General features: G+C 71.2%; 21 protein-coding genes. 9 read left to right on the top strand and 12 right to left on the bottom strand.

The window, feature by feature from the left end:
* Positions 1-220 precede the first annotated feature (220 nt).
* The 3 genes from pta to pyk all read left to right on the top strand — a co-directional run bounded on the left by pta (position 221) and on the right by pyk (position 5,021).
* Positions 221-2,311 (top strand): phosphate acetyltransferase, encoded by a 2,091-nt coding sequence (gene pta, locus ACIGAN_RS12465; protein ID WP_365097717.1) that lies wholly within the window; start codon positions 221-223, stop codon positions 2,309-2,311.
* A complete protein-coding gene (locus ACIGAN_RS12460) occupies positions 2,308-3,522 on the top strand; it encodes an acetate kinase (RefSeq protein WP_365735888.1) in 1,215 nt (404 codons plus the stop codon). Before pta ends, ACIGAN_RS12460 begins: the two co-directional genes overlap by 4 nt.
* 74 nt (positions 3,523-3,596) lie before the next feature.
* Positions 3,597-5,021 carry a pyruvate kinase gene (gene pyk, locus ACIGAN_RS12455; RefSeq protein WP_365097713.1) on the top strand — a complete coding sequence of 475 codons (1,425 nt, stop codon included), beginning with the start codon at positions 3,597-3,599 and terminating at the stop codon, positions 5,019-5,021.
* Positions 5,022-5,125: 104 nt separating this feature from the next.
* On the opposite strand, the gene ACIGAN_RS12450 is transcribed toward pyk, so the two are convergent.
* The 4 genes from ACIGAN_RS12450 to ACIGAN_RS12435 all read right to left on the bottom strand — a co-directional run bounded on the left by ACIGAN_RS12450 (position 5,126) and on the right by ACIGAN_RS12435 (position 9,414).
* Entirely contained in the window at positions 5,126-6,517 is a 1,392-nt protein-coding gene (locus tag ACIGAN_RS12450) for a hypothetical protein (RefSeq protein ID WP_399857049.1), read from the bottom strand.
* Complete coding sequence (locus ACIGAN_RS12445) at positions 6,507-7,070, bottom strand: DUF6114 domain-containing protein (protein WP_365097709.1); 564 nt, start codon at positions 7,068-7,070, stop codon at positions 6,507-6,509. Before ACIGAN_RS12445 ends, ACIGAN_RS12450 begins: the two co-directional genes overlap by 11 nt.
* 118 nt (positions 7,071-7,188) lie before the next feature.
* Complete coding sequence (locus tag ACIGAN_RS12440) at positions 7,189-7,821, bottom strand: DUF6230 family protein (protein WP_311679326.1); 633 nt, start codon at positions 7,819-7,821, stop codon at positions 7,189-7,191.
* Positions 7,822-8,442: 621 nt separating this feature from the next.
* The gene (locus ACIGAN_RS12435) at positions 8,443-9,414 is read right to left on the bottom strand and encodes a tetratricopeptide repeat protein (protein ID WP_399857046.1); all 972 of its coding nucleotides are present in this window, start codon (positions 9,412-9,414) and stop codon (positions 8,443-8,445) included.
* Positions 9,415-9,649: 235 nt separating this feature from the next.
* On the opposite strand from ACIGAN_RS12435, the gene ACIGAN_RS12430 reads away from it, so the two are divergent.
* Positions 9,650-10,285 carry a TetR/AcrR family transcriptional regulator gene (locus ACIGAN_RS12430; RefSeq protein WP_365735896.1) on the top strand — a complete coding sequence of 212 codons (636 nt, stop codon included), beginning with the start codon at positions 9,650-9,652 and terminating at the stop codon, positions 10,283-10,285.
* 36 nt (positions 10,286-10,321) lie between these two features.
* Here ACIGAN_RS12430 and ACIGAN_RS12425 read toward each other — a convergent pair whose 3' ends face one another.
* Complete coding sequence (locus ACIGAN_RS12425; RefSeq protein ID WP_365735898.1) at positions 10,322-10,699, bottom strand: hypothetical protein; 378 nt, start codon at positions 10,697-10,699, stop codon at positions 10,322-10,324.
* Between the two features lie 72 nt (positions 10,700-10,771).
* Between ACIGAN_RS12425 and ACIGAN_RS12420 the strand changes: the two genes are divergently transcribed.
* Positions 10,772-14,065, top strand: coding sequence for an NACHT domain-containing protein (locus tag ACIGAN_RS12420; RefSeq protein ID WP_399857043.1), 3,294 nt, complete (start codon positions 10,772-10,774; stop codon positions 14,063-14,065).
* Positions 14,066-14,090: 25 nt separating this feature from the next.
* On the opposite strand, the gene ACIGAN_RS12415 is transcribed toward ACIGAN_RS12420, so the two are convergent.
* The 3 genes from ACIGAN_RS12415 to ACIGAN_RS12405 all read right to left on the bottom strand — a co-directional run bounded on the left by ACIGAN_RS12415 (position 14,091) and on the right by ACIGAN_RS12405 (position 16,758).
* Entirely contained in the window at positions 14,091-15,791 is a 1,701-nt protein-coding gene (locus ACIGAN_RS12415; protein WP_365097705.1) for an acyl-CoA mutase large subunit family protein, read from the bottom strand.
* A 75-nt stretch (positions 15,792-15,866) separates the two neighbouring features.
* On the bottom strand, positions 15,867-16,205 hold the full coding sequence (locus ACIGAN_RS12410; protein WP_365097703.1) for a DUF3817 domain-containing protein: 339 nt from the start codon (positions 16,203-16,205) through the stop codon (positions 15,867-15,869).
* Positions 16,206-16,248: 43 nt separating this feature from the next.
* Complete coding sequence (locus ACIGAN_RS12405; RefSeq protein ID WP_365097701.1) at positions 16,249-16,758, bottom strand: MarR family winged helix-turn-helix transcriptional regulator; 510 nt, start codon at positions 16,756-16,758, stop codon at positions 16,249-16,251.
* A gap of 167 nt (positions 16,759-16,925) precedes the next feature.
* On the opposite strand from ACIGAN_RS12405, the gene ACIGAN_RS12400 reads away from it, so the two are divergent.
* Positions 16,926-17,915, top strand: a complete 990-nt coding sequence (locus ACIGAN_RS12400; protein ID WP_399857040.1) for a glycoside hydrolase family 6 protein — start codon at positions 16,926-16,928, stop codon at positions 17,913-17,915.
* A 9-nt stretch (positions 17,916-17,924) separates the two neighbouring features.
* On the opposite strand, the gene ACIGAN_RS12395 is transcribed toward ACIGAN_RS12400, so the two are convergent.
* The 4 genes from ACIGAN_RS12395 to ACIGAN_RS12380 form a co-directional block, all read right to left on the bottom strand.
* On the bottom strand, positions 17,925-19,880 hold the full coding sequence (locus tag ACIGAN_RS12395) for a galactose oxidase-like domain-containing protein (protein WP_399857038.1): 1,956 nt from the start codon (positions 19,878-19,880) through the stop codon (positions 17,925-17,927).
* Between the two features lie 3 nt (positions 19,881-19,883).
* A complete protein-coding gene (locus ACIGAN_RS12390; RefSeq protein ID WP_399857036.1) occupies positions 19,884-21,719 on the bottom strand; it encodes a glycosyltransferase family 2 protein in 1,836 nt (611 codons plus the stop codon).
* A 232-nt stretch (positions 21,720-21,951) separates the two neighbouring features.
* Entirely contained in the window at positions 21,952-22,245 is a 294-nt protein-coding gene (locus ACIGAN_RS12385) for an MTH1187 family thiamine-binding protein (RefSeq protein ID WP_399857034.1), read from the bottom strand.
* Positions 22,242-22,586 carry a DUF3817 domain-containing protein gene (locus ACIGAN_RS12380; RefSeq protein ID WP_365097694.1) on the bottom strand — a complete coding sequence of 115 codons (345 nt, stop codon included), beginning with the start codon at positions 22,584-22,586 and terminating at the stop codon, positions 22,242-22,244. Before ACIGAN_RS12380 ends, ACIGAN_RS12385 begins: the two co-directional genes overlap by 4 nt.
* Before the next feature lie 168 nt (positions 22,587-22,754).
* Here ACIGAN_RS12380 and ACIGAN_RS12375 point away from each other — a divergent pair, with 168 nt between their 5' ends.
* The 3 genes from ACIGAN_RS12375 to ACIGAN_RS12365 are packed head-to-tail and all read left to right on the top strand — an operon-like array spanning position 22,755 to position 24,836.
* A complete protein-coding gene (locus ACIGAN_RS12375) occupies positions 22,755-23,387 on the top strand; it encodes an AIM24 family protein (protein ID WP_094055881.1) in 633 nt (210 codons plus the stop codon).
* Position 23,388: 1 nt separating this feature from the next.
* Positions 23,389-24,039, top strand: coding sequence for an AIM24 family protein (locus tag ACIGAN_RS12370; protein ID WP_365097693.1), 651 nt, complete (start codon positions 23,389-23,391; stop codon positions 24,037-24,039).
* Positions 24,036-24,836 (top strand): AIM24 family protein, encoded by an 801-nt coding sequence (locus ACIGAN_RS12365; RefSeq protein ID WP_365097692.1) that lies wholly within the window; start codon positions 24,036-24,038, stop codon positions 24,834-24,836. Before ACIGAN_RS12370 ends, ACIGAN_RS12365 begins: the two co-directional genes overlap by 4 nt.
* Positions 24,837-24,919 lie beyond the last annotated feature (83 nt).

Below are 24,919 nucleotides of genomic sequence, written 5' to 3'. Positions count from 1 at the left end.
CGTGCTGTGTCTCCTGCTCGCTGTTGACACCGGTGAGCCACTGCCGATTCTTTCACGCTCCACAGCCCGCTGCGGCACCCCGGTCTGACGGGCGCCTTATATAGCGGCAGAGGTATTGTCAAGAGGGTTCTGCTCACCTCGGTGGGCGATTTTTGTGCCCCCGGCTGGACAGACGGTGGCCAGACGCACACCCCCACTCGGAACGAAACGGAGAGCTCGCGTGACCCGCAGCGTGTACGTGACCGGCATCGACCGCGGTGACGGCCGCCAGGTCGTCGAACTGGGGGTCATGGAACTCCTCACCCGCCAGGTCGACCGGGTGGGCGTCTTCCGCCCCCTGGTCCACGACGGGCCGGACCGCCTCTTCGAGCTGCTGCGCGCCCGCTACCGGCTCGCCCAGGACCCGGCGACCGTGTACGGCATGGACTACCACGAGGCGTCCGCCCTCCAGGCCGAGGCCGGCACGGACGAGCTGGTGTCCACCCTCGTCGACCGCTTCCACCGGGTCGCCCGCGACTTCGACGTCGTCCTGGTCCTCGGCACCGACTACGCCGACACCCAGCTCCCGGACGAGCTGTCGCTCAACGCCCGGCTGGCGAACGAGTTCGGCGCGTCCGTGCTCCCGGTCGTCGGCGGCCGCAAGCAGCCCGTGGAGGCCGTGCTCGCCGAGACGCGCAACGCCTACCGCGCCTACGACACCCTCGGCTGCGACGTCCTGGCCATGGTCGCCAACCGGGTCGCCCGCGAGGACCGCGACGAGATCGCCCGCCAGCTCGACTCCCGGCTCCCGGTGCCCTGTTACGTGCTGCCCGACGAGCCGGCCCTGTCCGCTCCGACGGTCTCGCAGATCAGTCACGCCCTCGGCGCCACGGTGGTGCTCGGCGACGACTCCGGGCTCGCCCGGGACGTGCTCGGCTTCGTCTTCGGCGGCGCGATGCTGCCGAACTTCCTGGGCGCCCTGACTCCGGGCTGCCTCGTCGTCACCCCGGGCGACCGGGCCGACCTGGTCGTGGGCGCCCTCGCCGCGCACAGCGCCGGCACCCCGCCGATCGCCGGTGTCCTGCTCACCCTGAACGAGGTGCCCGGCCAGGACATCCTCACCCTCGCCGACCGCCTCGCGCCCGGCACTCCGGTGCTGTCGGTGACCGGCAACAGCTTCCCCACCGCCGAGCAGTTGTTCTCCTTGGAGGGCAAGCTCAACGCGGCCACCCCGCGCAAGGCGGAGCGGGCCCTGGGCCTGTTCGAGCGCTACGCCGACACCGGCGACCTCGCGCGCCGCGTCTCCGCGCCCAGCAGCGACCGCGTCACCCCGATGATGTTCGAGCACAAGCTGCTGGAGCAGGCCCGCAGCGACCTGCGCCGGGTGGTGCTGCCCGAGGGCACCGAGGAGCGCGTGCTGCACGCCGCCGAGGTGCTGCTGCGCCGCGGCGTGTGCGAGCTGACCCTGCTCGGCCCGGTCGACCAGATCCGCAAGAAGGCCGCCGACCTCGGCGTGGACCTGGGCGAGACGCAGCTGATCGACCCGGCCACCTCCGCGCTGCGGGACGGCTTCGCCGAGAAGTACGCGGCCCTGCGCGCCCACCGGGGCGTCACGGTGGAGCTGGCCTACGACGTCGTCTCGGACGTGAACTACTTCGGCACGCTGATGGTCCAGGAGGGCCTCGCCGACGGCATGGTGTCGGGCTCGGTGCACTCCACGGCCGCGACCATCCGCCCGGCCTTCGAGATCATCAAGACCAAGCCGGACGCGGACATCGTCTCGTCCGTGTTCTTCATGTGCCTGGCCGACAAGGTGCTCGTCTACGGCGACTGCGCGGTCAACCCGGACCCGGACGCCGAGCAGCTCGCCGACATCGCCGTCCAGTCGGCGGCCACGGCCGCGCAGTTCGGGGTGGAGCCGCGGATCGCGATGCTGTCGTACTCGACCGGCACCTCCGGCTCGGGCGCCGACGTGGACAAGGTGCGCGAGGCCACCGAGCTGGTCCGCGCGCGCCGGCCCGACCTGAGGATCGAGGGGCCGATCCAGTACGACGCCGCCGTGGAGCCGTCGGTCGCGGCGACCAAGCTGCCCGGCTCCGAGGTCGCCGGCCAGGCGAGCGTGCTGATCTTCCCCGACCTGAACACCGGCAACAACACCTACAAGGCCGTGCAGCGCTCGGCCGGCGCGATCGCCGTCGGGCCGGTGCTGCAGGGCCTGCGCAAGCCGGTCAACGACCTGTCCCGGGGCGCCCTGGTCCAGGACATCGTCAACACCGTCGCCATCACGGCGATCCAGGCCCAGACCCCGAGCGAGAAGGCGGCAGCCCAGTGAGCCCCACCCGTGTCCTCGTCCTCAACTCCGGTTCCTCGTCCCTCAAGTACCAGCTGCTGGACATGCGGGACAGCGGCCGGCTCGCGGTGGGCCTGGTCGAGCGCATCGGCGAGCGGACCTCCCGGCTGAAGCACACCCCGGCCGGCGGCGAGAGCCGGGAGCGCGGCGGGGCGATCGCCGATCACGACGCCGCCCTGAAGGCCGTGGCCGAGGAACTCGCCAGGGACGGCCTCGGCCTGGACTCCCCGGAGCTGGCCGCGATCGGCCACCGCGTGGTGCACGGCGGCAGGTCCTTCACCGAGCCGACCGTGATCGACGAGCGGGTGCTCGCCGAGATCGAGCGGCTCATCCCGGTGGCCCCGCTGCACAACCCGGCCAACCTCACCGGCATCCGCACCGCGCAGGCGCTGCGGCCCGACCTGCCGCAGGTCGCCGTCTTCGACACCGCCTTCCACACGACGATGCCGGAGTCGGCCGCGCGCTACGCGATCGACGTCGAGACGGCCGACGCGCACCGCATCCGCCGCTACGGCTTCCACGGCACCTCCCACGCCTACGTCTCCCGGGCCACGGCGGAACTGCTGGGCAAGGACCCGTCCGAGGTGAACGTGATCGTGCTGCACCTGGGCAACGGGGCGTCGGCCTCGGCGGTGCGGGGCGGCCGCTGCGTGGACACCTCCATGGGCCTGACGCCTTTGGAGGGGCTCGTGATGGGTACGCGCTCCGGTGACATGGACCCGGCCGTCATCTTCCATTTGATGCGTGTTGGGGGAATGTCCGCCGACGAGATCGACACTCTTCTCAACAAGAAGAGCGGTCTGATCGGTCTGTGCGGCGACAACGACATGAGGGAGATCCGCCGCCGCGTGGACGCGGGCGACGAGCGGGCGGAGCTGGCGTTCGACATCTACATTCACCGGCTGAAGAAGTACATCGGCGCCTATTACGCCGTGCTCGGGCGGGTGGACGCGATCGCCTTCACCGCCGGTGTGGGCGAGAACGCGGCTCCGGTGCGCCAGGCCGCCCTGGCGGGCCTGGAGGAGCTGGGCATCGCGGTGGACGGCGAGCGCAACGCCGTGCGCGGCGACGAGGCGCGGCTCATCTCACCCGAGGGCGCCCGGGTGGCGGTGGCGGTGGTCCCCACCGACGAGGAATTGGAGATCGCGACACAGACCTACGCGCTGGTAAATGGTTCGGGGAATCACACCTGAGCGGCATCCCGCCCTTTTGTATTTTCCGCCAGACGGAATATTCCGCTGGGAAACAAACCGATAGGATCGCCCCCATGCGCCGTTCGAAAATCGTCTGTACTCTCGGCCCCGCGGTCGACTCCCACGATCAGCTTGTCGCGTTGATCGAAGCCGGCATGAACGTGGCCCGCTTCAACTTCAGCCACGGCACGCACGCCGAGCACCAGGGCCGGTACGACCGGGTCCGGGCCGCCGCCAAGGAGACCGGCCGGGCCATCGGTGTCCTCGCCGACCTGCAGGGCCCGAAGATCCGGCTGGAGACCTTCGCCGAGGGCCCCGTGGAGCTGGTGCGCGGTGACGAGTTCACCATCACCACCGAGGACGTCCCGGGCGACAAGACGATCTGCGGGACGACCTACAAGGGTCTGCCCGGCGACGTCAACAAGGGCGACCAGGTGCTCATCAACGACGGCAACGTCGAGCTGAAGGTCACCGAGGTCGAGGGCCCGAAGGTGAAGACGATCGTCATCGAGGGCGGCGTCATCTCCGACCACAAGGGCATCAACCTGCCCGGCGCGGCCGTCAACGTGCCCGCCCTGTCCGAGAAGGACGTCGAGGACCTCCGCTTCGCGCTCCGCATGGGCTGCGACCTGGTCGCGCTGTCCTTCGTCCGCGACGCCAAGGACGTCCAGGACGTGCACCGCATCATGGACGAGGAGGGCCGCCGCGTCCCGGTCATCGCCAAGGTGGAGAAGCCGCAGGCGGTGCAGAACATGGAGGACGTCGTGATGGCGTTCGACGGTGTGATGGTCGCCCGCGGTGACCTCGCCGTCGAGTACCCGCTCGAGAAGGTCCCCATGGTGCAGAAGCGCCTGATCGAGCTGTGCCGGCGCAACGCCAAGCCGGTGATCGTGGCGACCCAGATGATGGAGTCGATGATCACCAACTCCCGTCCGACCCGCGCCGAGGCCTCCGACGTGGCCAACGCGATCCTGGACGGGGCCGACGCGGTCATGCTGTCCGCCGAGTCGAGCGTGGGCGCGTACCCGATCGAGACCGTCAAGACGATGTCGAAGATCGTCACCGTGGCCGAGCAGGAGCTGATGTCCAAGGGCCTGCAGCCGCTCGTGCCGGGCAAGAAGCCGCGCACGCAGGGCGGTTCGGTGGCCCGCGCGGCCTGCGAGATCGCCGACTTCCTGGGCGGCCGCGGCCTGGTGGCCTTCACGCAGTCCGGCGACACCGCCCGCCGGCTGTCCCGCTACCGCGCGCAGCAGCCGATCATCGCCTTCACCACCGACGAGGGCACCCGCAACCAGATGGCGCTGAGCTGGGGCGTGGAGCCGTACGTGGTGCCGTTCGTGAACAGCACCGACGAGATGGTCGACCTGGTGGACCAGGAGCTGGTCAAGCTCAACCGCTTCAACACGGGCGACATCGTGGTGATCACGGCCGGTTCGCCGCCCGGCGTCCCCGGCACCACCAACATGGTGCGGGTCCACCACCTGGGCTCCGAGAGCTGATCCGGCGCAGGCCCCCGCGGGGCCGTGCACGACGCCGAGGGCGCCCCCTGGATTCCAGGGGGCGCCCTCGGTGTGTGCGGCTCCCGAACGGGCTCTGTGGGCGCTCAGTCGATGTAGTTGTGCAGTCCCGGCACGTGCAGGGTCCCGCCGAACTGGCCCGCCTGGGTCACCTTCACGTTGGTGAAGTAGATCAGCGGGATGTTCAGCGGCGGCGGGTGCTCCGGGTCGAACGTGATCGGGATCAGCCCGAGCAGGTTGCCCGAGATGCTCTCGGTGTACATCACGGTGTCGCCGTCGCGGATCGTGGACGTCGAGCCCTTGGCCGCCTGCACGTGGTAGGTCTTGCCGGACTGCTTGTCCTTGACCGTCTGGTGGAGGTCGCCGATGTCGGTGCCGCCGGAGATGACGTACTTCAGCACCTTCTTGACCGAGCCGCCCGCGGTGCGCACCTCGACGACGCCCTTGTAGTCGGCGCCCTTGAGCGTCAGCGAGCTGGCGTTGAGGTACCAGGGGTCGTCGGGCAGCGGCACCGTGTTGTCGACGCCGCCCTCGGCGTCGGTGGCGGCCGGGCAGTCGTCGGGGTCCGTGGTGGCGCTCGCGCTGGGGGTCGGGCTGGGCGAGGCGGTGGCCTCGGGCCCCTTCTCCTCGGCCGCCTTCTCCACGGCCTTGGCGGCGCCCCCGGCGGTCCCGGCGGGCCGGCCGGCCGTCCCGGCGCTGTCCTCCACGGTCTTGCCGGCGGTGTCCCCGGCCGGGCCGGTGGCCTTTCCGGTCGCCTCCGGGGCGGGGGCGGCGGCGTCCTCGGCGGGCTTGCCGGCCGTCTCGGACGCCGTGGCGGACGGGGTCGGGCTCGGGCTCGCCTCCGCCTTGCCGCCGCCGCCCAGGATGTCGCCGATGTCGCCGATGGCGTCGCCGATGCCCTCCAGCAGGCCGCCGTCCTTCCCGGACGGCGAGGGGGACGGCGTGGCCGTCGCGTCGTCGCCGCCCGTGGCGGGCTTGCTGGGGGCCGGGGCGGGCGCGGGCTCGTCCTCGTCGTCGGAACCTGAATCCGGCGAAGAGGAGCCGCCCTCGCTGTCGTCCGTGCCGCCCGTACCGCCCGTGCCGGTGGAGGGCGACGGCTGCGGGGCCGTGCCGCTGTGGTCGTCCTGGTCGTCCGTCGCGCCGTCACTGGCCGAGGGGGACGGCGTGGGCGAGGCCGAGGCGTCGTCCTCGGCGGTCTTCCCCTCGTCCTCCAGGGCCGCCACGCAGTCCTTGTACTCGTCCACCGTCAGGCTCTTGGCCGTCGGCGCCGCCGGGTTGTTGCTGTCGGCGAGCGCGAGCGTCGACGTGAAGCCCATCCCCATGAGCACCGCCGTCGGCATCGCCGCCATGGCTATCGCCTTGCCGGCCGGCCTGTTGAACCTGGTGAACAGCGGCTTCTTGGGTGCCGCGTGGCGCGGCCCGGATCTCACACGGGACGCCTCCACATCAGTCCCGTGGGTCACCTCGTCAGCCGGCACTGTGCCTCCCGTTCGCCCCGTTGGCCGGGTTCGTTCCTGACAGATCGTTCGGCGCGTCCGGGCCGTCCACGGGCTTGATCACCGTGGTGTCGAGGCCGGTCGCCCCGGGAGCCCCGCCCGTGCCCTCGGCGGCGTGGGTGGCGGGCTGCCCGGCGGGCGGTGCGCCCGGCGCCCAGGCCACGGCCATCGCGCCGCCCACGAGGGCGAGCAGGAAGCCGATGAGGAAGCCGCCGAGGTTGGACACCGGGATGGACACCAGCGCCAGCAGGATGGCCGCGACTCCCGCGAAGACGCGGACGTGCTTCTGGAACCAGAGGCTGACGCCCAGTACGACGAGCAGCACACCGATGATCAGGGACCCGGCACCCGCGGTGGTCGCCATCGCCAGCGTCAGGTGACCGATCTGGAGGTTGGCGTACGGGAAGTAGGCGATGGGCAGTCCGCTGAGCAGGACGAACAGCCCGGCCCAGAACGGCCGCGTACCCCGCCAGGCGCGGAACTGCTGCCTCCGGAGAGTGAACTGGCCGCCTGCGGCAGGAGTCTCGGCGCTCATGGAAAAACAGCTCCCTGGTACGGCGTTGCTGTGGTGGTGATGTGGGCCGCGCGTGAAGGCGCGGCCGGAAGGTGGACGGGCGGGGGCGCCACCGGCTCCCCCGCCCGTCATCGAGTGCTTAGTAGCACTCCTTGACACCCGTCGACAGCGACATCTTCAGGCCGCTGAGCTTGAAGGTTCCGGCGGTGGTCGCCCACGCCGTCTGCTTCACGTCGGTCAGGGTGGCCCGGTCCGCCTGCTGGGCGAAGCCGTACGGGTTCGCCGTCTCGCCCTTCCTCATGGCCGGACCCTTGTTGGCGTCCTTGGCGGCCACACCGATGTCGATGTTCTCGAACGTCGCGTCCGCGCTGAGGTCGGCGACGTCGATGTAGAGGTTCTGCGCCTCGACCGGCTTGGCACCCTGACCCGCACGCAGGATCAGGCTGACGTTCCCGAGCACCGGAATGTTCGGGGTGACGACCGACTGGCACAGGTTCTTGATCGTCGCCGACTTGAACGACGAGACCGCGACCGGGTGAACCGACTTCTTGCCGTCGAGCGTGTATCCCTCGTCGAGGGCGCCGTACTGCGAGAAGCCCTCACCGACGAGCTGGTCGGTCGTGACCTTGAACGACTGGCCGGAGACGCTGAACGACGCGGCGAGAGCGCCCTGCGCGAGGGCGACACCTATCGCAGCCGTGGCGGCGACGCTGGGCACCATGACCACAGCGAACCGCTTCCATCTGGTCCCGCCACGCACCTGGGACTCCATATTTCCTCCTTCTCGGACGTACATCTCCTGTCCTGGCTCGCCCCGAGTCGCGGCTCAGCCGGGCAGGGATGGGAGAAGTGCTACGTCCTCGGGAAGGAGAGCGCCTGCACTCGGCGGCGCAACTGCGCCCGAATCACCGGCGATCACCCCCGAGCGACAACCACTGGTCGCGCCTGACACGCATCACGCACAACCCTGCTGGACAGGCTTCGCCGGACGGGCGAAGACCCCCCTGTCCAAGAGCCGGCGCCACTGCCGCCGGCTCTGCTCGGTGGGGACCCAGGACGTCCCGCGACCCAACCGGCTGCCGGGGTACGGGATTGGACCGAGCGTGGCCGATCGTGGTGCATTCTCGCCGCCCGCACAAGGGGGTTCGTTACTCGCTAGTAACGGCCGGATAACCGAACAACGACCCATCGGTCTCGGTCGGCGACTCAGGGTGGCCCGAAGGGGCGGTACAAAGCTGTTGATCGCTGGACAGAATCCGACAGATCAACGCCTGCGACTTACTCGCAGTAACAGCGGCCGCGTTTGCCAAGTTTTGGCAAAGCGCGGCCGCGGTGACACGTCCGGAGTGAACTTTTCACGCGGGCCTCACCGGCCCGCGCGTTTAACGACTGGTCAGAACAGGGCGCGCGCCAGGGCCCGGCGAGCCGCGATCACCCGGGGGTCCTCGGGTCCGACCACCTCGAACAGCTCCAGCAGCCGCATGCGCACGGTGTCCCGGTCGTCACCCACCGTGCGCTGCACGGTCTCGATGAGCCGGCCGAAGGCGTCCTCGACATGGCCGCCCACCAGATCCAGGTCGGCGGCGGCGATCTGCGCCTGCACGTCGGCCGGCTTCTCGGCCGCCTCCCGGCGCACCGTCTGCGGGTCGACGCCCCGCACGCGCTGGAGCAACTCGGCCTGCGCGAGGCCCAGTTTGGCCTCCTCGTTGCCCGGGTCCTCGGCCAGCACGTTCCTGTACGCCTGGACGGCACCGCCCAGGTCCCCCGAGTCCAGCGCCTGCACGGCGGCTTCGAGGAGCCCGTCGTGCGGGCCGGCCGGCCGCTCCGGGGCCGTGCGGGCGCCGGGCTCGGCGTCGGGGTCGACGGTGAGGCCGGTCAGGCCGAAGCGCTGCTCGGCGACCTGCACCAGCTGGTCCAGGGTCTGCCGGATCTGCTCCTCGCCCGCGGCGCCCTGGAAGAGCGGCAGCGCCTGCCCCGCGACGACCGCGAAGACCGCGGGGATCCCCTGGATGCCGAACTGCTGCATCAGCATCTGGTTGGCGTCGACGTCGATCTTGGCGAGCAGGATGCGGCCGTTGTACTCGACGGCCAGCCGCTCCAGGACCGGGCTCAGCTGCTTGCAGGGCTGACACCACTCGGCCCAGAAGTCGATGACGACCGGGACCTCGGCGGACCGCTGCAGGACGTCCCGCTCGAACCCCGCCTCGTCGACGTCGATGACGAGATCGGCCGGGGAGATCGCCCCCGCCCCGCCCTCACGGGCTGCTTGGGCGCGCGCCTGCTCCGCCTTCGCCTTGGCCTCCTGGGCCGCCTTCACCGCGGCGAGGTCGACGACTCCGCTCATGGACATGTTCCGTGGCTGCATGCGTCTATCCTCCCCCGTACTGCGCGCGCGTGTGAAAAACGGTGTGAAAGCAAGGCCGGCCGGTCGTCGTTCGGCGCCGGGTCCCCGCCCGCGCCGGGTGCGCGAGGCCCGTACACGTCCCGCACAGGCTTTCGCTACGAGTCGTAGCGTAATGCCATGCCGCACCCCGGGGACACCCCGCCCCGGTGATCTCCCTCACGGCGCCGCACGGGAACCGCCGGTTTATCGTCGGGACATGCACAGCCGCAGCCCAGCCAGCCGCACCGGGCGCCCGCGCAGCGCCGCGGCGGACGCCGCGATCCTGGCCGCCACGCGGGAGGCGCTCGTGGACCTGGGCTGGTCCAAGCTGACGCTGGGAGACGTCGCGACCCGGGCCGGGGTCGCGAAGACGACGCTCTACCGCCGCTGGGCGGGCAAGAACGAACTGGTCGTCGACGCGGTCGCCGAACTCTTCGACGCGCTGGAACTGCCCGACCGCGGCTCCCTGGCGGCGGACATCGAGGGCGTGGTCGCGCAGTTCGCCGCGATCCTGGCCCTGCCCGAGGCCAAGAGCGGCCTGATGGCGGTGGTGGCGGAGGCCACCCGCGACGAGGCCCTGCGCGAACGCGTCCGCGCCTCGGTCGTCGACCGGCAGAAGCGCCTGGTCCTCCAGGGCCGCGCCCGGGCCCAGGCGAGAGGCGAACTCCCGCCGGAACCGGACCCCGGGGCGGCCGCCCGGACGGTGGACCTGATCTTCGACATGGTGGCGGGCGCGGTGGTCCACCGCACTCTGGTGAGCGGCGAGCCGGTGGACGAGGAGTGGGTCCACGGCTTCACCCAGGTGCTGCTCCGGGGACTGGCGGCGCAGTCCGCGCGCCCGGCGGCCGGCTGAGCCATGCCCGCATCCGGGTGTGCGGTGCGGCCTGGCTCAGGAGGAGCCGCCGCCGATGGTGAAGCCGCCGTGGAAGTCCCGGCCCTGGATCACCGTTCCCTGAGAACCGCCCGTGATGGTGTTGGTGACGTCCCCGGACCGGGAGGCGACCTGCGCGCCGGCCCGTCGCCGCCAGATCTCCAGCGCGTCGGCGAAGTCGGGGTCCTGCCGGGCGCGTTCGTTGAGCAGCTCGGCGAGCTGCCCGGCCCGTTCCTCGCTGCGCGGAGGGTCCGCGGGCACCGCCGGCTCCTCCTCGCCGGAACGTGAGCCCCTTCGGACGACCAGCTCGCGCAGGGACGCCCACATCTGTTCCCCGGCCGCACCGGCCGTCCCCGAGGCCAGGGCCAAGAGCAGTCCTGCCGTGATGGGTTCCACGCCGGTCCTCCAGTTGTTCGCGAAACGTGCCCTGATGGGTATGGTGCCGCACGATGGTCTTACGAGGTGCGTATGACGGCTGAACCGAACGGGCAGCCGGACGAGTTGGGGAATCGGCAGCCGGCATCGCAGAACGTCTACAGCGGCAACGCCCAGGTCGTCGTGCAGGCACGGACGATCGTGGGCCATCTCGTCTTTCCGGGCAGCGGCGTCAACGCCTGGCCCGTGGTGACCGGCTACGCCCTCGCCTTCGCACTGTTCGGGACCACCGGACTGCTCGGCTGGCAGGCGCTGGACCGGCTGGGCTCCCAGCGGCAGCCAGTGATCACCTGGCTGCTGGCCGGGGGCGCGCTGCTCTGCCTGGCCGGTGCCGTCCTTCAGCTGCGACGGGCCAGACGCAGATGGCGGGGCTACCGCGCCCTCGACGAGGAGTACCGGCTGAACTCGGCCGCCGCGCTGCTCGCGGCGACGACCGAGGCCGCCTGGGAGCGTGAGGAGCAGGCCCGGCTGCTGTACGACCCGGCACCCTTGCCGGTGCGCTGGCACCGGGTCGACCCCTCGCTCCGGGAACCTCCGCCTGGTCCGCGTACCGGCCTTCGGGAGCCGCACGGGAGTTTCGAACGCATCCGGGACGCTTTCGAGGCGGCCCCGTCGCGGCGGCTGGTGGTGCTCGGCGGTCCCGGGGCCGGCAAGTCGGTACTGGCCGCGCGGTTCGTGCTGGCCCATCTCGCCCACCGCAGGAACGAGAATCCCGGGGCGCCGGTGGCGGTTCTGTTGCCTCTGGCCTCCTGGAACCCTGCGACCCCCTTCGAGGAGTGGGTCGCGACCCGCATCGTGCGGGCCTGTCCCCGGCTCGCCGATCTGGGGGATCCCGACACAGCGGTCAAGCTGTACCGCACGGGCCGGCTCCTCCCGGTCCTCGACGGCCTCGACGAGCTGCCCGCCGCTGCGCGCCCCCGGCTCATCGAGGCGCTCAATGAACGGCAGGGCGGGCGCACCGGGCCCGTGGTGCTGACCAGCCGTCGCGAGGAATACCGGAAGGCCGTCGCCGGGGGTGGCGCGTCGCTGCGGCCCGCCGAGGTGGTTGAGCTGGCACCGCTCGCGGCGGAGGATCTGAGGGAGTTTCTGCCCCGGACGGTCGACCCTGCCCGCCGGAACGGCGACGACGGCTCTTCCTGGAGGGAGGTGCTGAACGCTCCCGGCGCCCGGGGCGCCCTCCTCGGCGAGGTTCTGTCCACCCCGCTGATGGTCGCCCTCGCCCGCGCCGCCTACAGCGAGACCGGCGCCTTCCCGTCCGAACTGCTGCGGGAGGACGCCTTTCCCGACCGGGACGCCGTCGAGCACCACCTCCTCGACCAGTTCGTCGCCGCCGTCTACCGCCGTGGTCCGGGTCCCGACCCGGCCACGGGGAAGCCCGGCCCCGAGTGGACCGCCGCCCATGCCCGGGCGTGGCTGACCACCCTCGCCCAGCGCCTCCAGCGCCTGGGACTGCGCGAGATCACCTGGTGGCGTCTGACTCCGGGTGTCCCCGAAGCGGCCCGCGCGGCGCTGGAGGTCCTGGCCCTCGTCCTCACCCTCGGCGTCACCGGCTGGCTGGTCCTGGGGCAGCCGCCCCGGCCCCAGCAACCGCCCCCGCCGTACGTCCTCGGCGTTCAGGCCACGGCGTGCCTGGCCGCGCTGCTGACCAGGCCCTTCGGCACCCCGGACAGCGGGATCGCGCCACGCCGGGTCGCCGTGCGCGGGCGGTGGCGGGCGTTCTTCGGACAGGGTGCGATCGCCGCGGCCGTGGTCCTGCCCATCGGACTCCCCCTGCATATCCCTCCCGCCGTGCTCGCCGCCCTCCTGCTGCTGTTCGCGGCACGCGCCTTCGTCGACCACGCCGTCGACGTCACCGAGGCCGGCAGCCCCTGGCAGCTGCTGCGCTCGGACCGCACCTCGGTCCTGCTCCTGGCCCCCGTCCACGCGCTGCGCGGCGAGGGACCGGCCGCCGTCCGCTCCTGGCTCCTCGCCTGGACGGCCCTCGGTCCGCTGCTGGTGGTGACCGCGTGGAACCGCACCGGCGGTCACGCCGCGGTCGGCCCGCTCATCTGGACGGTCGCCGCGGCCGGCTCCCTGGTCGCGCTCGCCCTGCTCGGGCTCGCCGCGTCGGCGTGGTGGGCATTCACGACCACGCGGATCGCCCTCGCCACCACCGGCCGGCTGCCCTGGGCGCTCGGCGCGTTCCTGGAGGACGCCCACGACCGGGGTGTCCTGCGCCAGGCCGGCGGTGTGTACGAGTTCCGCCACGCCCGGCTCCAAGAGCGCCTCGCCGGTGGCCCCGCGCCCGAGCCGGCCCCGCCCCGGCGCCTTCCCCTCCCTCCCCTGCCGGTCAACCTGTCCGCGGTTCCCGCCGCCCTGCTGATCCTGCTCGGCGCGAGTCTCACACCGGGTGCGCCGGGGCCGTACGAGGGGGAGGAGCTGGGCTGCCCGTTGCTGCAGGTGCCGAAGGGCTACCGGCAGACGAAGAACGAGTATGCCGACAAGGACCGGTACTCGTGCACCTGGGAAGGTGAGACGGACGCCGCCTCGGCGCCGCTGCTGGACGCGTCGAGCTGGTTCCCGGTTCCGGACAACAGCTACGTCGGTTCCTACTTCCTCAACGTCTTCGTCGAAGTCGCGCGCCCCAGGACCTCCCGCAGCGCCGTGGAGGTGGCGTCGGAGATGTTCGATCTTCTGCGGGAGGAGTGGGGAGCGGAGCGGGACGTCCGCGGACTCGGCCAGGAGGCCGCCGTGTCCGGCCCCGGCACCCCGTCGTACGCCCTGATCCGGGTGGAGAACGTCGTCGTCGTGGCGCAGGTCGGGGATCACCGGCCGATCTGCCGCTCGACGACGGACACCGTCGCCCTCGCCCAGGCCGCCGCCGCCCTGCGCGGACTGGGGATCTCCGACGACAGGCCCCCGGCCGACGCCTCGTCGACGCCTTGGTGCGAGGCGTCCGCCGAGGACCCGAACGAGCAGAACCCTCCGCCCCCGGATCCGACGCAGAGCCCCGCTCCGAGCCCGACCCCGACCGAGTCGCCCGACACGTCGCCGGTGCCGACGGAGCTGCGGATCGACACCGACGGCGGCCGGCGGACCCACCACTGCCGTGGCGGGGCGGTGGAGGTCTACGCCGACGACGTGGCCCTGACCCTCACCGGGTCCTGTGACGGGCTGTACGTCTACGGGCACGAGAACTCGGTGTGGGTGCAGCACGCCGGGACGGTCCAGGTCACCGGCAGGCTGAACACGGTCTGGTGCCAGGAGCCCGCGTCCGACGTGTACGACCTGTCGGGCATCGCCTACGGCGAGCCCCGCAGCGGCATGCTCCTCGGGTGCAGGCGCTGAACCCGAGGAGCGACGGGGGACGGCTTCAGAAACCGGCCGGCTCCGTGTAGACCCCCCACTCGTCCCGCAGGACCCCGCAGATCTCGCCGAGCGTGGCCTCGGCGCGCACCGCGTCGAGCATCGGCCCGATCATGTTGGAGCCGTCGCGCGCGGCGGCGAGCATCGCGTCCAGCGCGGAACGCACCGCCGCGTCGTCGCGGGCCGCCTTCCGCTCGGCCAGGACGCGCACCTGCTCGCGCTCCACCTCGTGGCTGACCCGCAGGATCTCCAGGTCGCCGGTGACCGAGCCGGTGTGGACGTTCACGCCGACGACCTTCTTGTCGCCCTTCTCCAGCGCCTGCTGGTACCGGAACGCCGACTCGGCGATCTCGCCGGTGAACCAGCCGTCCTCGATGCCGCGCAGGATGCCGGAGGTGATCGGGCCGATCGGGTGCCGCCCGTCGGGGTGCGCCCGCAGGCCGCGCTCCCTGATCTGCTCGAAGATCTTCTCGGCGTCGGCCTCGATCCGGTCGGTCAGCTGCTCGACGTACCAGGAACCGCCCAGCGGGTCGGCGACGTTGGCGACGCCGGTCTCCTCCATCAGCACCTGCTGCGTGCGCAGCGCGATCTCGGCGGCCTGCTCGCTCGGCAGGGCGAGGGTCTCGTCGAGCGCGTTGGTGTGCAGCGAGTTCGTCCCGCCGAGCACGGCCGCCAGGGCCTCCACGGCCGTGCGTACGACGTTGTTGTAGGGCTGCTGCGCGGTGAGGGAGACGCCGGCGGTCTGCGTGTGGAAGCGCAGCCACTGGGCCTTGTCGGACTTCGCGCCGTAGACGTCCCGCATCCAGCGGGCCCAGATGCGGCGCGCCGCGCGGAACTTGGCGATCTCCTCGAAGAAGTCGACGTGCGCGTCGAAGAAGAAGGACAGGCCGGGGGCGAAGACGTCGACGTCCAGGCCGCGCGAGAGGCCCAGCTCCACGTACCCGAAGCCGTCCGCGAGGGTGTAGGCCAGCTCCTGCGCGGCCGTCGCCCCGGCCTCGCGGATGTGGTAGCCGGAGACGGACAGCGGCTTGTAGGCGGGGATGCCGGCCGCGCAGTGCTCCATCAGGTCGCCGATGAGCCGCAGGTGCGGCTCGGGCTGGAAGAGCCACTCCTTCTGCGCGATGTACTCCTTGAAGATGTCCGTCTGGAGCGTGCCGTTCAGCACGGACGGGTCCACGCCCTGCCGCTCGGCGGCGACCAGGTACATGCAGAAGACCGGGACGGCCGGGCCGCTGATGGTCATGGACGTCGTGACGTCACCGAGCGGGATGTCCTTGAACAGGACCTCCATGTCGGCGGCCGAGTCGATGGCCACGCCGCAGTGCCCCACCTCGCCCAGCGAGCGGGGGTCGTCGGAGTCGCGGCCCATCAGGGTCGGCATGTCGAAGGCGACCGAGAGCCCGCCCCCGCCGTTGCGGAGGATCATCTTGTAGCGCTCGTTGGTCTGCTCGGCGTTGCCGAACCCGGCGAACTGCCGGATCGTCCACGTCCGCCCCCGGTAGCCGGTCGCGTACAGGCCGCGGGTGAAGGGGTACTCCCCCGGCCAGCCGATCCGTTCGAAGCCCTCGTACGTGTCCCCGGGCCGGGGGCCGTACACCGGCTCCACGGCATCGCCGGAGAGCGTCGTGAAGTCGGCCTCGCGCTTGCGCGCGGCGTCGTAGCGGGCCTGCCAGCGACGGCGGCCTTCCTCTATGGCGTGAGCGTCCATACCCTCGAATTTACTAGGACGTCCTAGTAAATGTCGATGGCAGACCGCCGTACGTTGCTCCGTACGGCGGTGCGGTTACGCCTTGACGGGCGCGGGCGCGTCCTGCGCGACCCGGTCGCCCAGCTCGCGGCTGATCCGGCGCTCCACGAAGAAGGCGGCCGTGGGGATGGTGCCGGCGAGCAGCACCCACAGCTGCTTGGCGACCGGCCACTTCGCCTTGGAGCCCAGGTCGAAGGCGAAGACCAGGTACACGACGTAGAGCCAGCCGTGCGCGATGCTGACGACGCGCGTGAAGTCGGCCGCGCCGTCCAGGTCGAGCACATACTTGCCGATCATGCCCAGGGTCAGCAGGACCAGCAGCACGCCGGTGACGTAGGCCATCACGCGGTAGCGGGTCAGCACGCTCTTTTTCATGCCGTCGAGCGTAACCACCCGTTCCGGGGGATCTTGCCCCGGGTCACTGCTCCTGGAAGTCCCCCGCGGCGACCCGCAGCGGGCGCAGCATCGCGAAGATCTCCGCGCACTCCTCGGCGTCGTACACCCCGAGCCCGAAGTCCATCGCCATCAGGTCGCGGGTGGCCGACTCGACGACCTCGCGGCCCTTGTCGGTGATGCTGGCGAGGGTGCCCCGGCCGTCGTTCGGGTTGGGCCGCTTGGCGACCAGGCCGGACCGCACGAGGCGGTCCACGGTGTTGGTCACGGAGGTGGGGTGGACCATGAGCCGCTCGCCGATCTTGGACATCGGCAGCTCGCCCGACTTGGAGAAGGTGAGCAGCACCAGCGCCTCGTAGCGCGCGAACGTCAGCCCGTACGGCTTGACCACCGCGTCGACCTCGGCCAGGAGGATCTGCTGGGCGCGCATGATCGAGGTGATCGCGGCCATGGACGGCACGTTTCCCCAGCGCTGCTTCCAGCGTTCGTCGGCGCGCGCGATCGGGTCGAAGGAGAGACTGAGCGGCTTCGGCACGGTCCAGACCTTACCGGCCGGTCACATGGTGGTCAGCCCTGTCTCGCCCTTCGGTCCGGCCGCCTCCGGGGGTGCGGCGGGTCATGTCCTTTCCGTTGCGATTCCTACCGGTGTGTCACGATTGCCTTCCATTCGTCACCCACCGTCACCATCCTCCAGGGAGCGGCATGACTCGGCTGATCCACGCCCTCGCGGCCCTCGCGGTGCTCGGTCTCGCCGCGGGCTGCACGTCCGCGGACCGCGACGAGGACGCCACCGACGTCGACACCACGCAGGCCGGTTACGCGGCCTCCCCGTTCTGGGTGGACCCGGACAGCCCCGCCGCCCGGCAGGCCCGGCTCTGGCAGCGGCAGGGCCGGGAGCAGGACGCGACGCTGATCAAGCGGATCGCCAACCAGCCGGTCGCGCTGTGGCCGGCCGGTGAGCTCGACCCGGCGCCGGCGGTCCGGGCGGCGGCCTCGGCCGCGGGCCGGGAGGGCAAGACGGCGGTCTTCGTCGCGTACAACATCCCGCACCGGGACTGCGGCCAGCACTCGGCGGGCGGGGCGGCGGACGCGAACGCCTACCGGGAGTGGATCGGGAAGTTCGCGGACGCCCTCGGCGAGGCCGACGCGCTGGTCGTCCTGGAGCCCGACGCGGTCGCGCACGTCGTGGACGGCTGCACCCCCGGCGAGTACCACGCCGAGCGCGAGCAGCTGCTCGGCGAGGCCATCGCCCGGCTGAAGCAGCAGCCGAACACCAAGGTCTACCTGGACGCGGGCAACGCGGACTGGATCCGGGAGTCGCAGAAGCTGGTCGAGCCGCTGAAGCGGGCCGGGATCGAACGGGCCGACGGCTTCGCCCTGAACGTCTCCAACTTCCAGACCGACGAGGTCACCACCGAGTACGGCGGCCGGCTCGCCGAGGCCCTCGGCGGCAAGCACTTCGTCGTCGACACCAGCCGCAACGGCAACGGCCCCCTGCCCGGTGTCTGGTGCAACCCGCCGGGCAGGGCGCTCGGCACCCCGCCCACCACCGCCACCGGCCGGCCCGTCGTCGACGCCTACCTGTGGATCAAGCGGCCCGGCGAGTCGGACGGGACCTGCGAGGGCGGGCCGGCCGCCGGGCGCTGGTGGCCCGAGTACGCCCTGGAGCTGGCGCGCAACGCCAAGGGCTGACCCGCCCGCTCACTCCACGTGCACCCACTTGGCCTTGGAGGGCGTGCCCTCGGCGTCCGTCACGAACAGCATGTACCAGCCGGGCGGCACGAGGGCCGGGTCGCGCGGCACGCCGAAGGTCACCGCGTCGCCCTTCCTGGTGATGTCCAGCTCGATGGAGCGCTGTTCGACGTCCGTGGTGTGCGTGACCGCGCTGGGCCGCATCAGCCGGGCCGCGGCCACCCGCTCCGGGTGGTCCGTGGGGAACGTGATGCGGTGGTTGTCGTCCAGCGTCCGCGGACCCTCCTTCAGCACCGGGCGGGTGCGGGCGTTCTTGTGCAGCGCGGGCGGGGTGAAGACCTCCATGCGCTGCTCGAAGTGGCCCAGCTTGGTGTTCTGCTGGTCGTCGAAGAGGGGGTCGGAGCCGAAGGTGGCGATCCGGCCGTCGGGCAGCAGCAGCGCCTCGGAGTGGTAGTTGCGGCCCACCTTGGGCGCGGCGGCCTCGCGGAAGGCGTTGGCCTTCGGGTCGTAGAACTGCGCCCGGAGGATGTTGCTGGCGCTGCGCCCGCGGTAGTCCTTCGATCCGTTGGACGTGAAGACGGTGTCGTCCGGCATGATGACGCTGTTCAGGTAGCGGGTGCCCTGCGGGAGGTCGGGCCCCGTCTCGAAGGCCGGATTGTCCTTCTTCAGGTCGACGACGGCCGTGCGCGGGGTGGACTTGCGCGACTCGCCGACGCCGCCTCCGCCGAGGATCATCACCTTCTGGTCCTGCGCCGGGGGCAGCAGCACGGAGGCCGAGGTCTCGGTCTGGTCGAGGTCCTTCAGACCGGGCACCTTCTTGAAGGTGTTGGTCTCCAGGTCCCACAGCCCCGGCTCGCGCCCCTGGTCGGCGGGCCCGTACCCGGCGTTGGAGGCCGAGTAGAACAGCTTGCCGCCCTTGGTGAGGAACAGGGCCGGGTACGTCGGGAAGTAGCGCTTGGGGCCGGGCGACCACTTCTTGGTCTCCGGGTCGTAGATCTCGTTGTCGCCCGGGTCGATCATGCCGACGTCGTCCAGGCCGGACACCGCGAGGACCCGGCCGTCGTCCAGGCCGACGAGCGTCGGGTACCACCGGGCCTTGTCCATCGGGTCGACCGGGACGTACTTCTCGGCCTTCGGGTCGAACTCGTAGGCGGCGCGGATGCCCTGGAAGTCCTGCTTGTCGAGGGTGATCTTCTCCGACAGGCCGTAGACGTTCTCGGCGGCCCGGCCCTTCAGGCCGACGACCGCGTACTGGGCCTGCTTCTCGGTGACCGACCGCTCGCCCTTCTTGACGGCTTCCACGAAGACGCGGGCCTCGCTGGCGGTGACCTTGGTCTTCCAGGGCTGCATCACCCCGCGGCTGTTGTACGTCACCTTGAAGCTGCGCTTGGCCTTGGGGACGGTGACGTCGAACCGGGTGACGTACTCGACGCCCGCCGGGGAGCGGAAGCGGGTGCCCTTCTTCAGGAACACGGCCTTGTCGGGGCTCTCGTTCTTCACGCGCATGCCGCCGCCGGCCCGGGTCACCTCGCCGTCCAGCAGTTCGTAGCGCGCGGTGCCCCCGGCCACCAGCAGCCGCCCGTCGGGCAGTTGGGCGTGCCCGGCGCAGAAGAAGTCCTCCGGGGTGGGGACCTTCTTGAAGGTGTTCTTCTCCGGGTCCCACAGGACGGTGTCGAACTCGCCCTTGTCGAACTTGCGCTGCTCGTTGCCCGACCCGGCGACGATCAGCACCTTGCCGGTGTGCAGCAGGGCGGCGTGGATGGCGTTGGTGCGGTACTCCTCGGGGATGGCGACCTGGTCCCAGGAGCCGTACTTCGCCTTGTAGCCGGGCTGGGCGATCTTGTACTCGTGGTACTGCGTGGAGGCGAAGTCGAGTGCGGCCGGGGCGTTCAGGCCCGCCAGGACCGCGATGCCGCCGATGCCCAGGACGGTCTTCTTGGTCTTCTGCGAGGGCTGGTACGCCATGGGCTAGTTGCCTCCTGTCGTGGTGCCGGTCGCGGGGGCCGCCGCCGGGGACACGGTGGCCAGCGCCGGGGCGGGCTCCTTGGATTCGGGCACGCGCGCGTGCGTGGGGGTGGCGGCGGGCGCCTGCGCGGACTGCGGTGCCCGCACGGGCCGCGGGTGCAGCCGGCGGTACTCCTTGAGGAGGGTCACGGCCCACACCCCGGCCGGGGCCAGGGAGATGGCCAGGGCGAGGACGGCCCAGGTGCGCATCGCGGCGTGGGTGTGGTCCAGGGCGATCGAGGCGGCCAGGGACGTGGCCAGCAGGGCGGCCCAGAACAGGTGGATCCGGAAGGTGGCCGGCCGGTCCGGGCTGGCGTCGCCGCCCTTGGGCGTGACCACGAAGCGGCTGGGGCGGCGCAGCACGGCCTCGCCCAGGGACTTGAGGTAGATCGGCGCGGACAGGGCCGACATCGCCATGCCGGCCAGGCCGCCGGAGCCCTCCGGTTCGTGCGGCGAGACGTTGTGCCGGCGGTTCCACAGGTACAGGCCGACCTGCAGGGCGGCGGCGTCGCTGTACAGCATCATCCACACCGAGGCGGAGACCTGGGTGCCGGAGGCGCCGAACCAGAGGAACAGCACGCAGCTGAGGATGCCCAGCAGCCAGTTCACGGCCGTCATCGGGTAGTAGACGAGCATCAGCGTGTAGGACAGCAGGCGGCCCGGGGGCATGCTGAAGGGCGCCTTCCAGTACTGCTTCAGGAGCGTCTCGTAGGTCCCGCGCGACCAGCGCATCTGCTGGGTGAAGAAGTCGGTCCAGGAGGCGGGGCCCTCACCGACGGCGAGCACGTCCGGGGTGTAGACGGAGCGCCAGTGGTGGCCGGTGGCCGGGTTGCGGTGGCGGTGGATCTCGAAGCCGGTGGCCATGTCCTCGGTGATGGAGTCGTACAGGCCGCCGATCTGCTTGACGGTGGAGATCCGTACGACGTTGTTGGTGCCGACGAACATGGGGGCGCGGTAGCGGTTGCCGGCGCGCTGGATCAGGGCGTGGAAGAGGAACTGCTGGGACTCGGCGGCCTTGGTGACCGGGTTGTGGTAGTTGCCGTACACCTGCGGTCCGACGACGAAGGCGACGTCCGGGTCGCGGAAGTAGCCCATCATCCGCTCCAGGAAGTTCGGGAGCGGCACGTGGTCGGTGTCGACGGACGCGAAGAAGTCGTAGGCGTCGCCGTGCATGGCGATCCAGGCGTTGTAGTTCCCGTGCTTGGTGCGGGCCTTGTGGACGCCCTCGGAGCGGTTCCACTCGGGGACGCCGAGCCGGGAGAAGTGCCGGACGCCCAGCTCCGCGCACAGGGCCTTGACGTCGTCGTCGTCGCCCTCGTCGAGGAGCCAGACGTCGAGCGGGCCGGTGTGGGTGATGCGGACGGCGCCCTCCAGGGTCGCGCGGACCATGGAGAGGGGTTCCTTGCCCGGGACGTAGGTGGTGAGGAAGGCGACGCGGGTGCCGGGCTCGGGGACCACGGGGACGGGGTCGCGGGCGACCATCGTGGCGTGGGCGACCGAGGCGACGTTGACGAGCATGAACAGTTCGATCAGGCCGATCGAGACGAGCATGGTGACGTCGAGGCCGACGAGCCAGCGTTCGCCGCCCTCGCGTTCCACCCAGTGGGTGGGCCAGACGAGGTAGACCAGCAGGGCGCCGGTCAGCAGCGGGGCGAGGCACATCAGCAGGACGGCTCGTATTCGGCGGGGCTCGCGGGCGAGGAGCGAGGCGTACTGCACCCGGTACGCCTCACCGGACGGCTCCGTGAGCGGTCCGGCGAGTCGGCTGTGGGAGTCGTAGTCGTAGCCCTCCGGCCGCACAGCGCCCTCCAGATGGTTGAGACCTGATCGAAGCGCAATACCCCGATACCCCTACGAAAGTGGACCTTTGGGGCAGTGTCGAACTGGGGGCGTCCAGGCGGGTGGGGTGCCGGGAGGGCGGGTGCGGGCGCCGGTCGGTTCAGCCGCGGGCCGCCACCACCCGGTGGCAGGCACGCGAAAACCCCGGCTCTCCGAGGAACCGGGGTTCGCTTCGCGTCGGGACGCGGTGGGGCTACTCCGCGAGATGCCGCTCCACCGTCTCCACCTTGGACGTGAGGCCGTCCGTCACACCGGGGCGGATGTCCGCCTTCAGCACGAGGGAGACCCGCGGAGCGCGCCGCTCCACCGCGGCGACCGCGCGGCGGACCACGTCCATCACCTCGTTCCACTCGCCCTCGACGGACGTGAACATCGCGTCCGTCCGGTTCGGCAGCCCGGACTCCCGCACCACCCGCACCGCGTCGGCGACGTACTCCCCCACGTCCTCGCCGACGCCCAGCGGCGTCACGGAGAAGGCGACGATCATGCGTTCACCACGCCCTCGTTGCGCGCCCGGGACGCGATGACCGCGTCCTCGGCCTCGCGCCGCAGCCTGCGCTCGGCGAAGAACCCGCCGGCCGGCAGCACCGAGAGCACGAAGTACACCGCGGCCGTCTGCAGCGGCCACTTCGCCCGGTTCCACGCGTCCGCCCAGAAGATCACGTACAGCACGAACAGCGCGCCGTGCACCGCCCCCATCACCGGCACGGCGTTGAAGTCGGTGGTCCGCTTCAGCACCGAGCAGACCAGCAGGAGGAGGAACGAGATCGCCTCGGGGGCCGAGACCAGGCGGAGGCGGCGGAGGGCGGTGGCGGTCTTGAGGTCCACGGGTCACCTTCGGTGGGAGAGAACGGTTTGTGAACGCACGCACAAGCGTCCCGCCCATTGTGGCAAACCGCCCGGGACCCCGGTCCGTAGGGGTGCGCTCAGGGTCGTTCTCCACCCTGGGGACCTGTCGGTGGGGCCCGGCCTGCGGCTACCTTCCCGTATGTGGCGATGTTCCGACTTCAAGGCAGCAAGGTGCTCGCCGTCGACATGACCGGAGACGCCGTCAAGGCGAAGAACGGCTCGATGGTCGCGTACGACGGCGAGATGGCCTTCAAGAAGCTCAGCGGCGGCGGCGAGGGCATACGGGGGATGGTGACCCGGCGGCTCACCGGCGAGCAGATGACGCTGATGGAGGTGAAGGGGCGGGGGACCTGCTGGTTCGCCGACCGCGCCTCCGAGATCAACCTGGTCGGCCTCCAGGGCGACAAGCTCTACGTCGAGTCGAGCAATCTGCTCGCGACCGACGGCGGGCTGCGCACGGGGACCGAGTTCACCGGCCTGCGCGGGGCCTCGCAGGGCAACGGGCTGTTCACCACGACCGTCGAGGGCCACGGCCAGGCGGCGATCATGTCGGACGGCCCGGCCGTGGTGCTGCGCGTCAGCCCGCAGTACCCGCTGACCGTGGACCCGGGGGCGTACGTGGCGCACCAGGGGAACCTGCGGCAGTCCTTCCAGTCCGGTGTGACGTTCCGCACGCTGCTCGGGGAGGGCGGCGGCGAGGCCTTCCAGATGCGGTTCGAGGGGGACGGCCTGGTGTACGTGCAGCCGAGCGAGCGGAACACGATCGCGGGAGACGTGTGAGATGGCCTTCCGGGAGATCAACGCGAAGATGATCGAGGCGACGGTGACGCCCGGCCAGCGGCTGTTCAGCCAGCGCGGCGCGATGCTCGCCTACCGGGGCGAGGTGTCCTTCACGCCCAACACGGCGGGCGGCCAGGGCGGGATCATGTCGATGATCGGCCGCCGGGTCGCGGACGAGGACACGCCCCTGATGACCGTCGAGGGCAGCGGCACGGTCCTGTTCGGGCACGGCGGGCACCACATCCAGGTGATCCGGCTGACCGGCGACACCCTGTACGTCGAGGCGGACCGGCTGCTGGCCTTCGAGGGCACGCTCCGGCAGGGCACGATGTTCCTGGGCTCGCAGGGCGGCGTCATGGGGATGGTGCGCGGACAGGTCAGCGGGCAGGGGCTGTTCACGACCACACTGCAGGGACAGGGGGCCGTCGCCGTCATGGCGCACGGCGGCGTGATCGAGATCCCGATCACCCCGCAGCGCCCGGTGCACGTGGACCCGCAGGCCTACGTCGCCCACCACGGCGAGGTCCGCAACAAGCTGTCCACGGCCCTGGGCTGGCGGGACATGGTGGGCCGCGGCTCGGGCGAGGCGTTCCAGCTGGAGCTCAGCGGCAGCGGTGCGGTGTACGTCCAGGCGTCGGAGGAGAAGCTGTGAGCACCTACGGAACCCCGGGCGCCGGCCCCGCGGTCTTCGACCCGGCGACCCTGCCGCCCGACGACAACGTCAACCCCTACACCTTCTGCGTGGAGCTCAAGGGCGGCCAGTGGTTCCTGCAGAAGGGGAAGATGATCGCCTACTACGGCTCGATCGACTTCAACGGTGTGGGACACGGCCGGCTGGACCGTCTGGTCCGTACCTCGTTCCATTCGCCACTGCACGCGAGCGACTGGGTCGTGGCGGAGGGCTCGGGCAAGATGCTCCTCGCCGACCGGGCCTTCGACGTCAATTCGTACGACCTCGAAGACGGCAACCTGACCATTCGCTCGGGCAACTTGCTTGCTTTTCAGCCAACTCTGTCGCTGAAGCAGTCGATCGTGCCCGGTTTCCTGACCCTCATCGGAACCGGAAAGTTCGTGGCGGCGTCGAACGGCCCGGTGGTCTTCATGGAGCCCCCGATCCGGGTCGACCCGCAGGCCCTGGTCGGCTGGGCCGACTGCCCCTCGCCCTGCCACCACTACGACCACGGGTACATGACCGGCGTGATGGGCGGTCTACGTGCGCTGACGGGCCTGGGCGGGGCCTCCGGCGAGGAGCACCAGTTCGAGTTCGTCGGCGCCGGCACGGTCCTGCTCCAGTCGTCCGAGACCCTGATGGCCGAGCAGGCCACGGGGGCCGTCCCGCAGCAGGCGGGGGTGCCCGGAGGCGGACCGTCCGCACCTCAGCCGGGCCAGTCCGGGGTACCGCGTCTTCCCGGACAGCTGGGGGACCTCCAGCGTCGCTTCGGGCTGTGAGCGGTAGTCTGCGGAGTGTGACATCGAACGCCTGCGCACTGTTGTTCGCCAGGTGTGCGCCGTCACACGCCACCCCTCACTAG

The sequence above is a fragment of the Streptomyces sp. NPDC085931 genome, from assembly GCF_044540565.1.
Taxonomy (GTDB): Bacteria; Actinomycetota; Actinomycetes; order Streptomycetales; family Streptomycetaceae; genus Streptomyces.
This window is presented reverse-complemented; position numbering and strand designations above follow the sequence as displayed.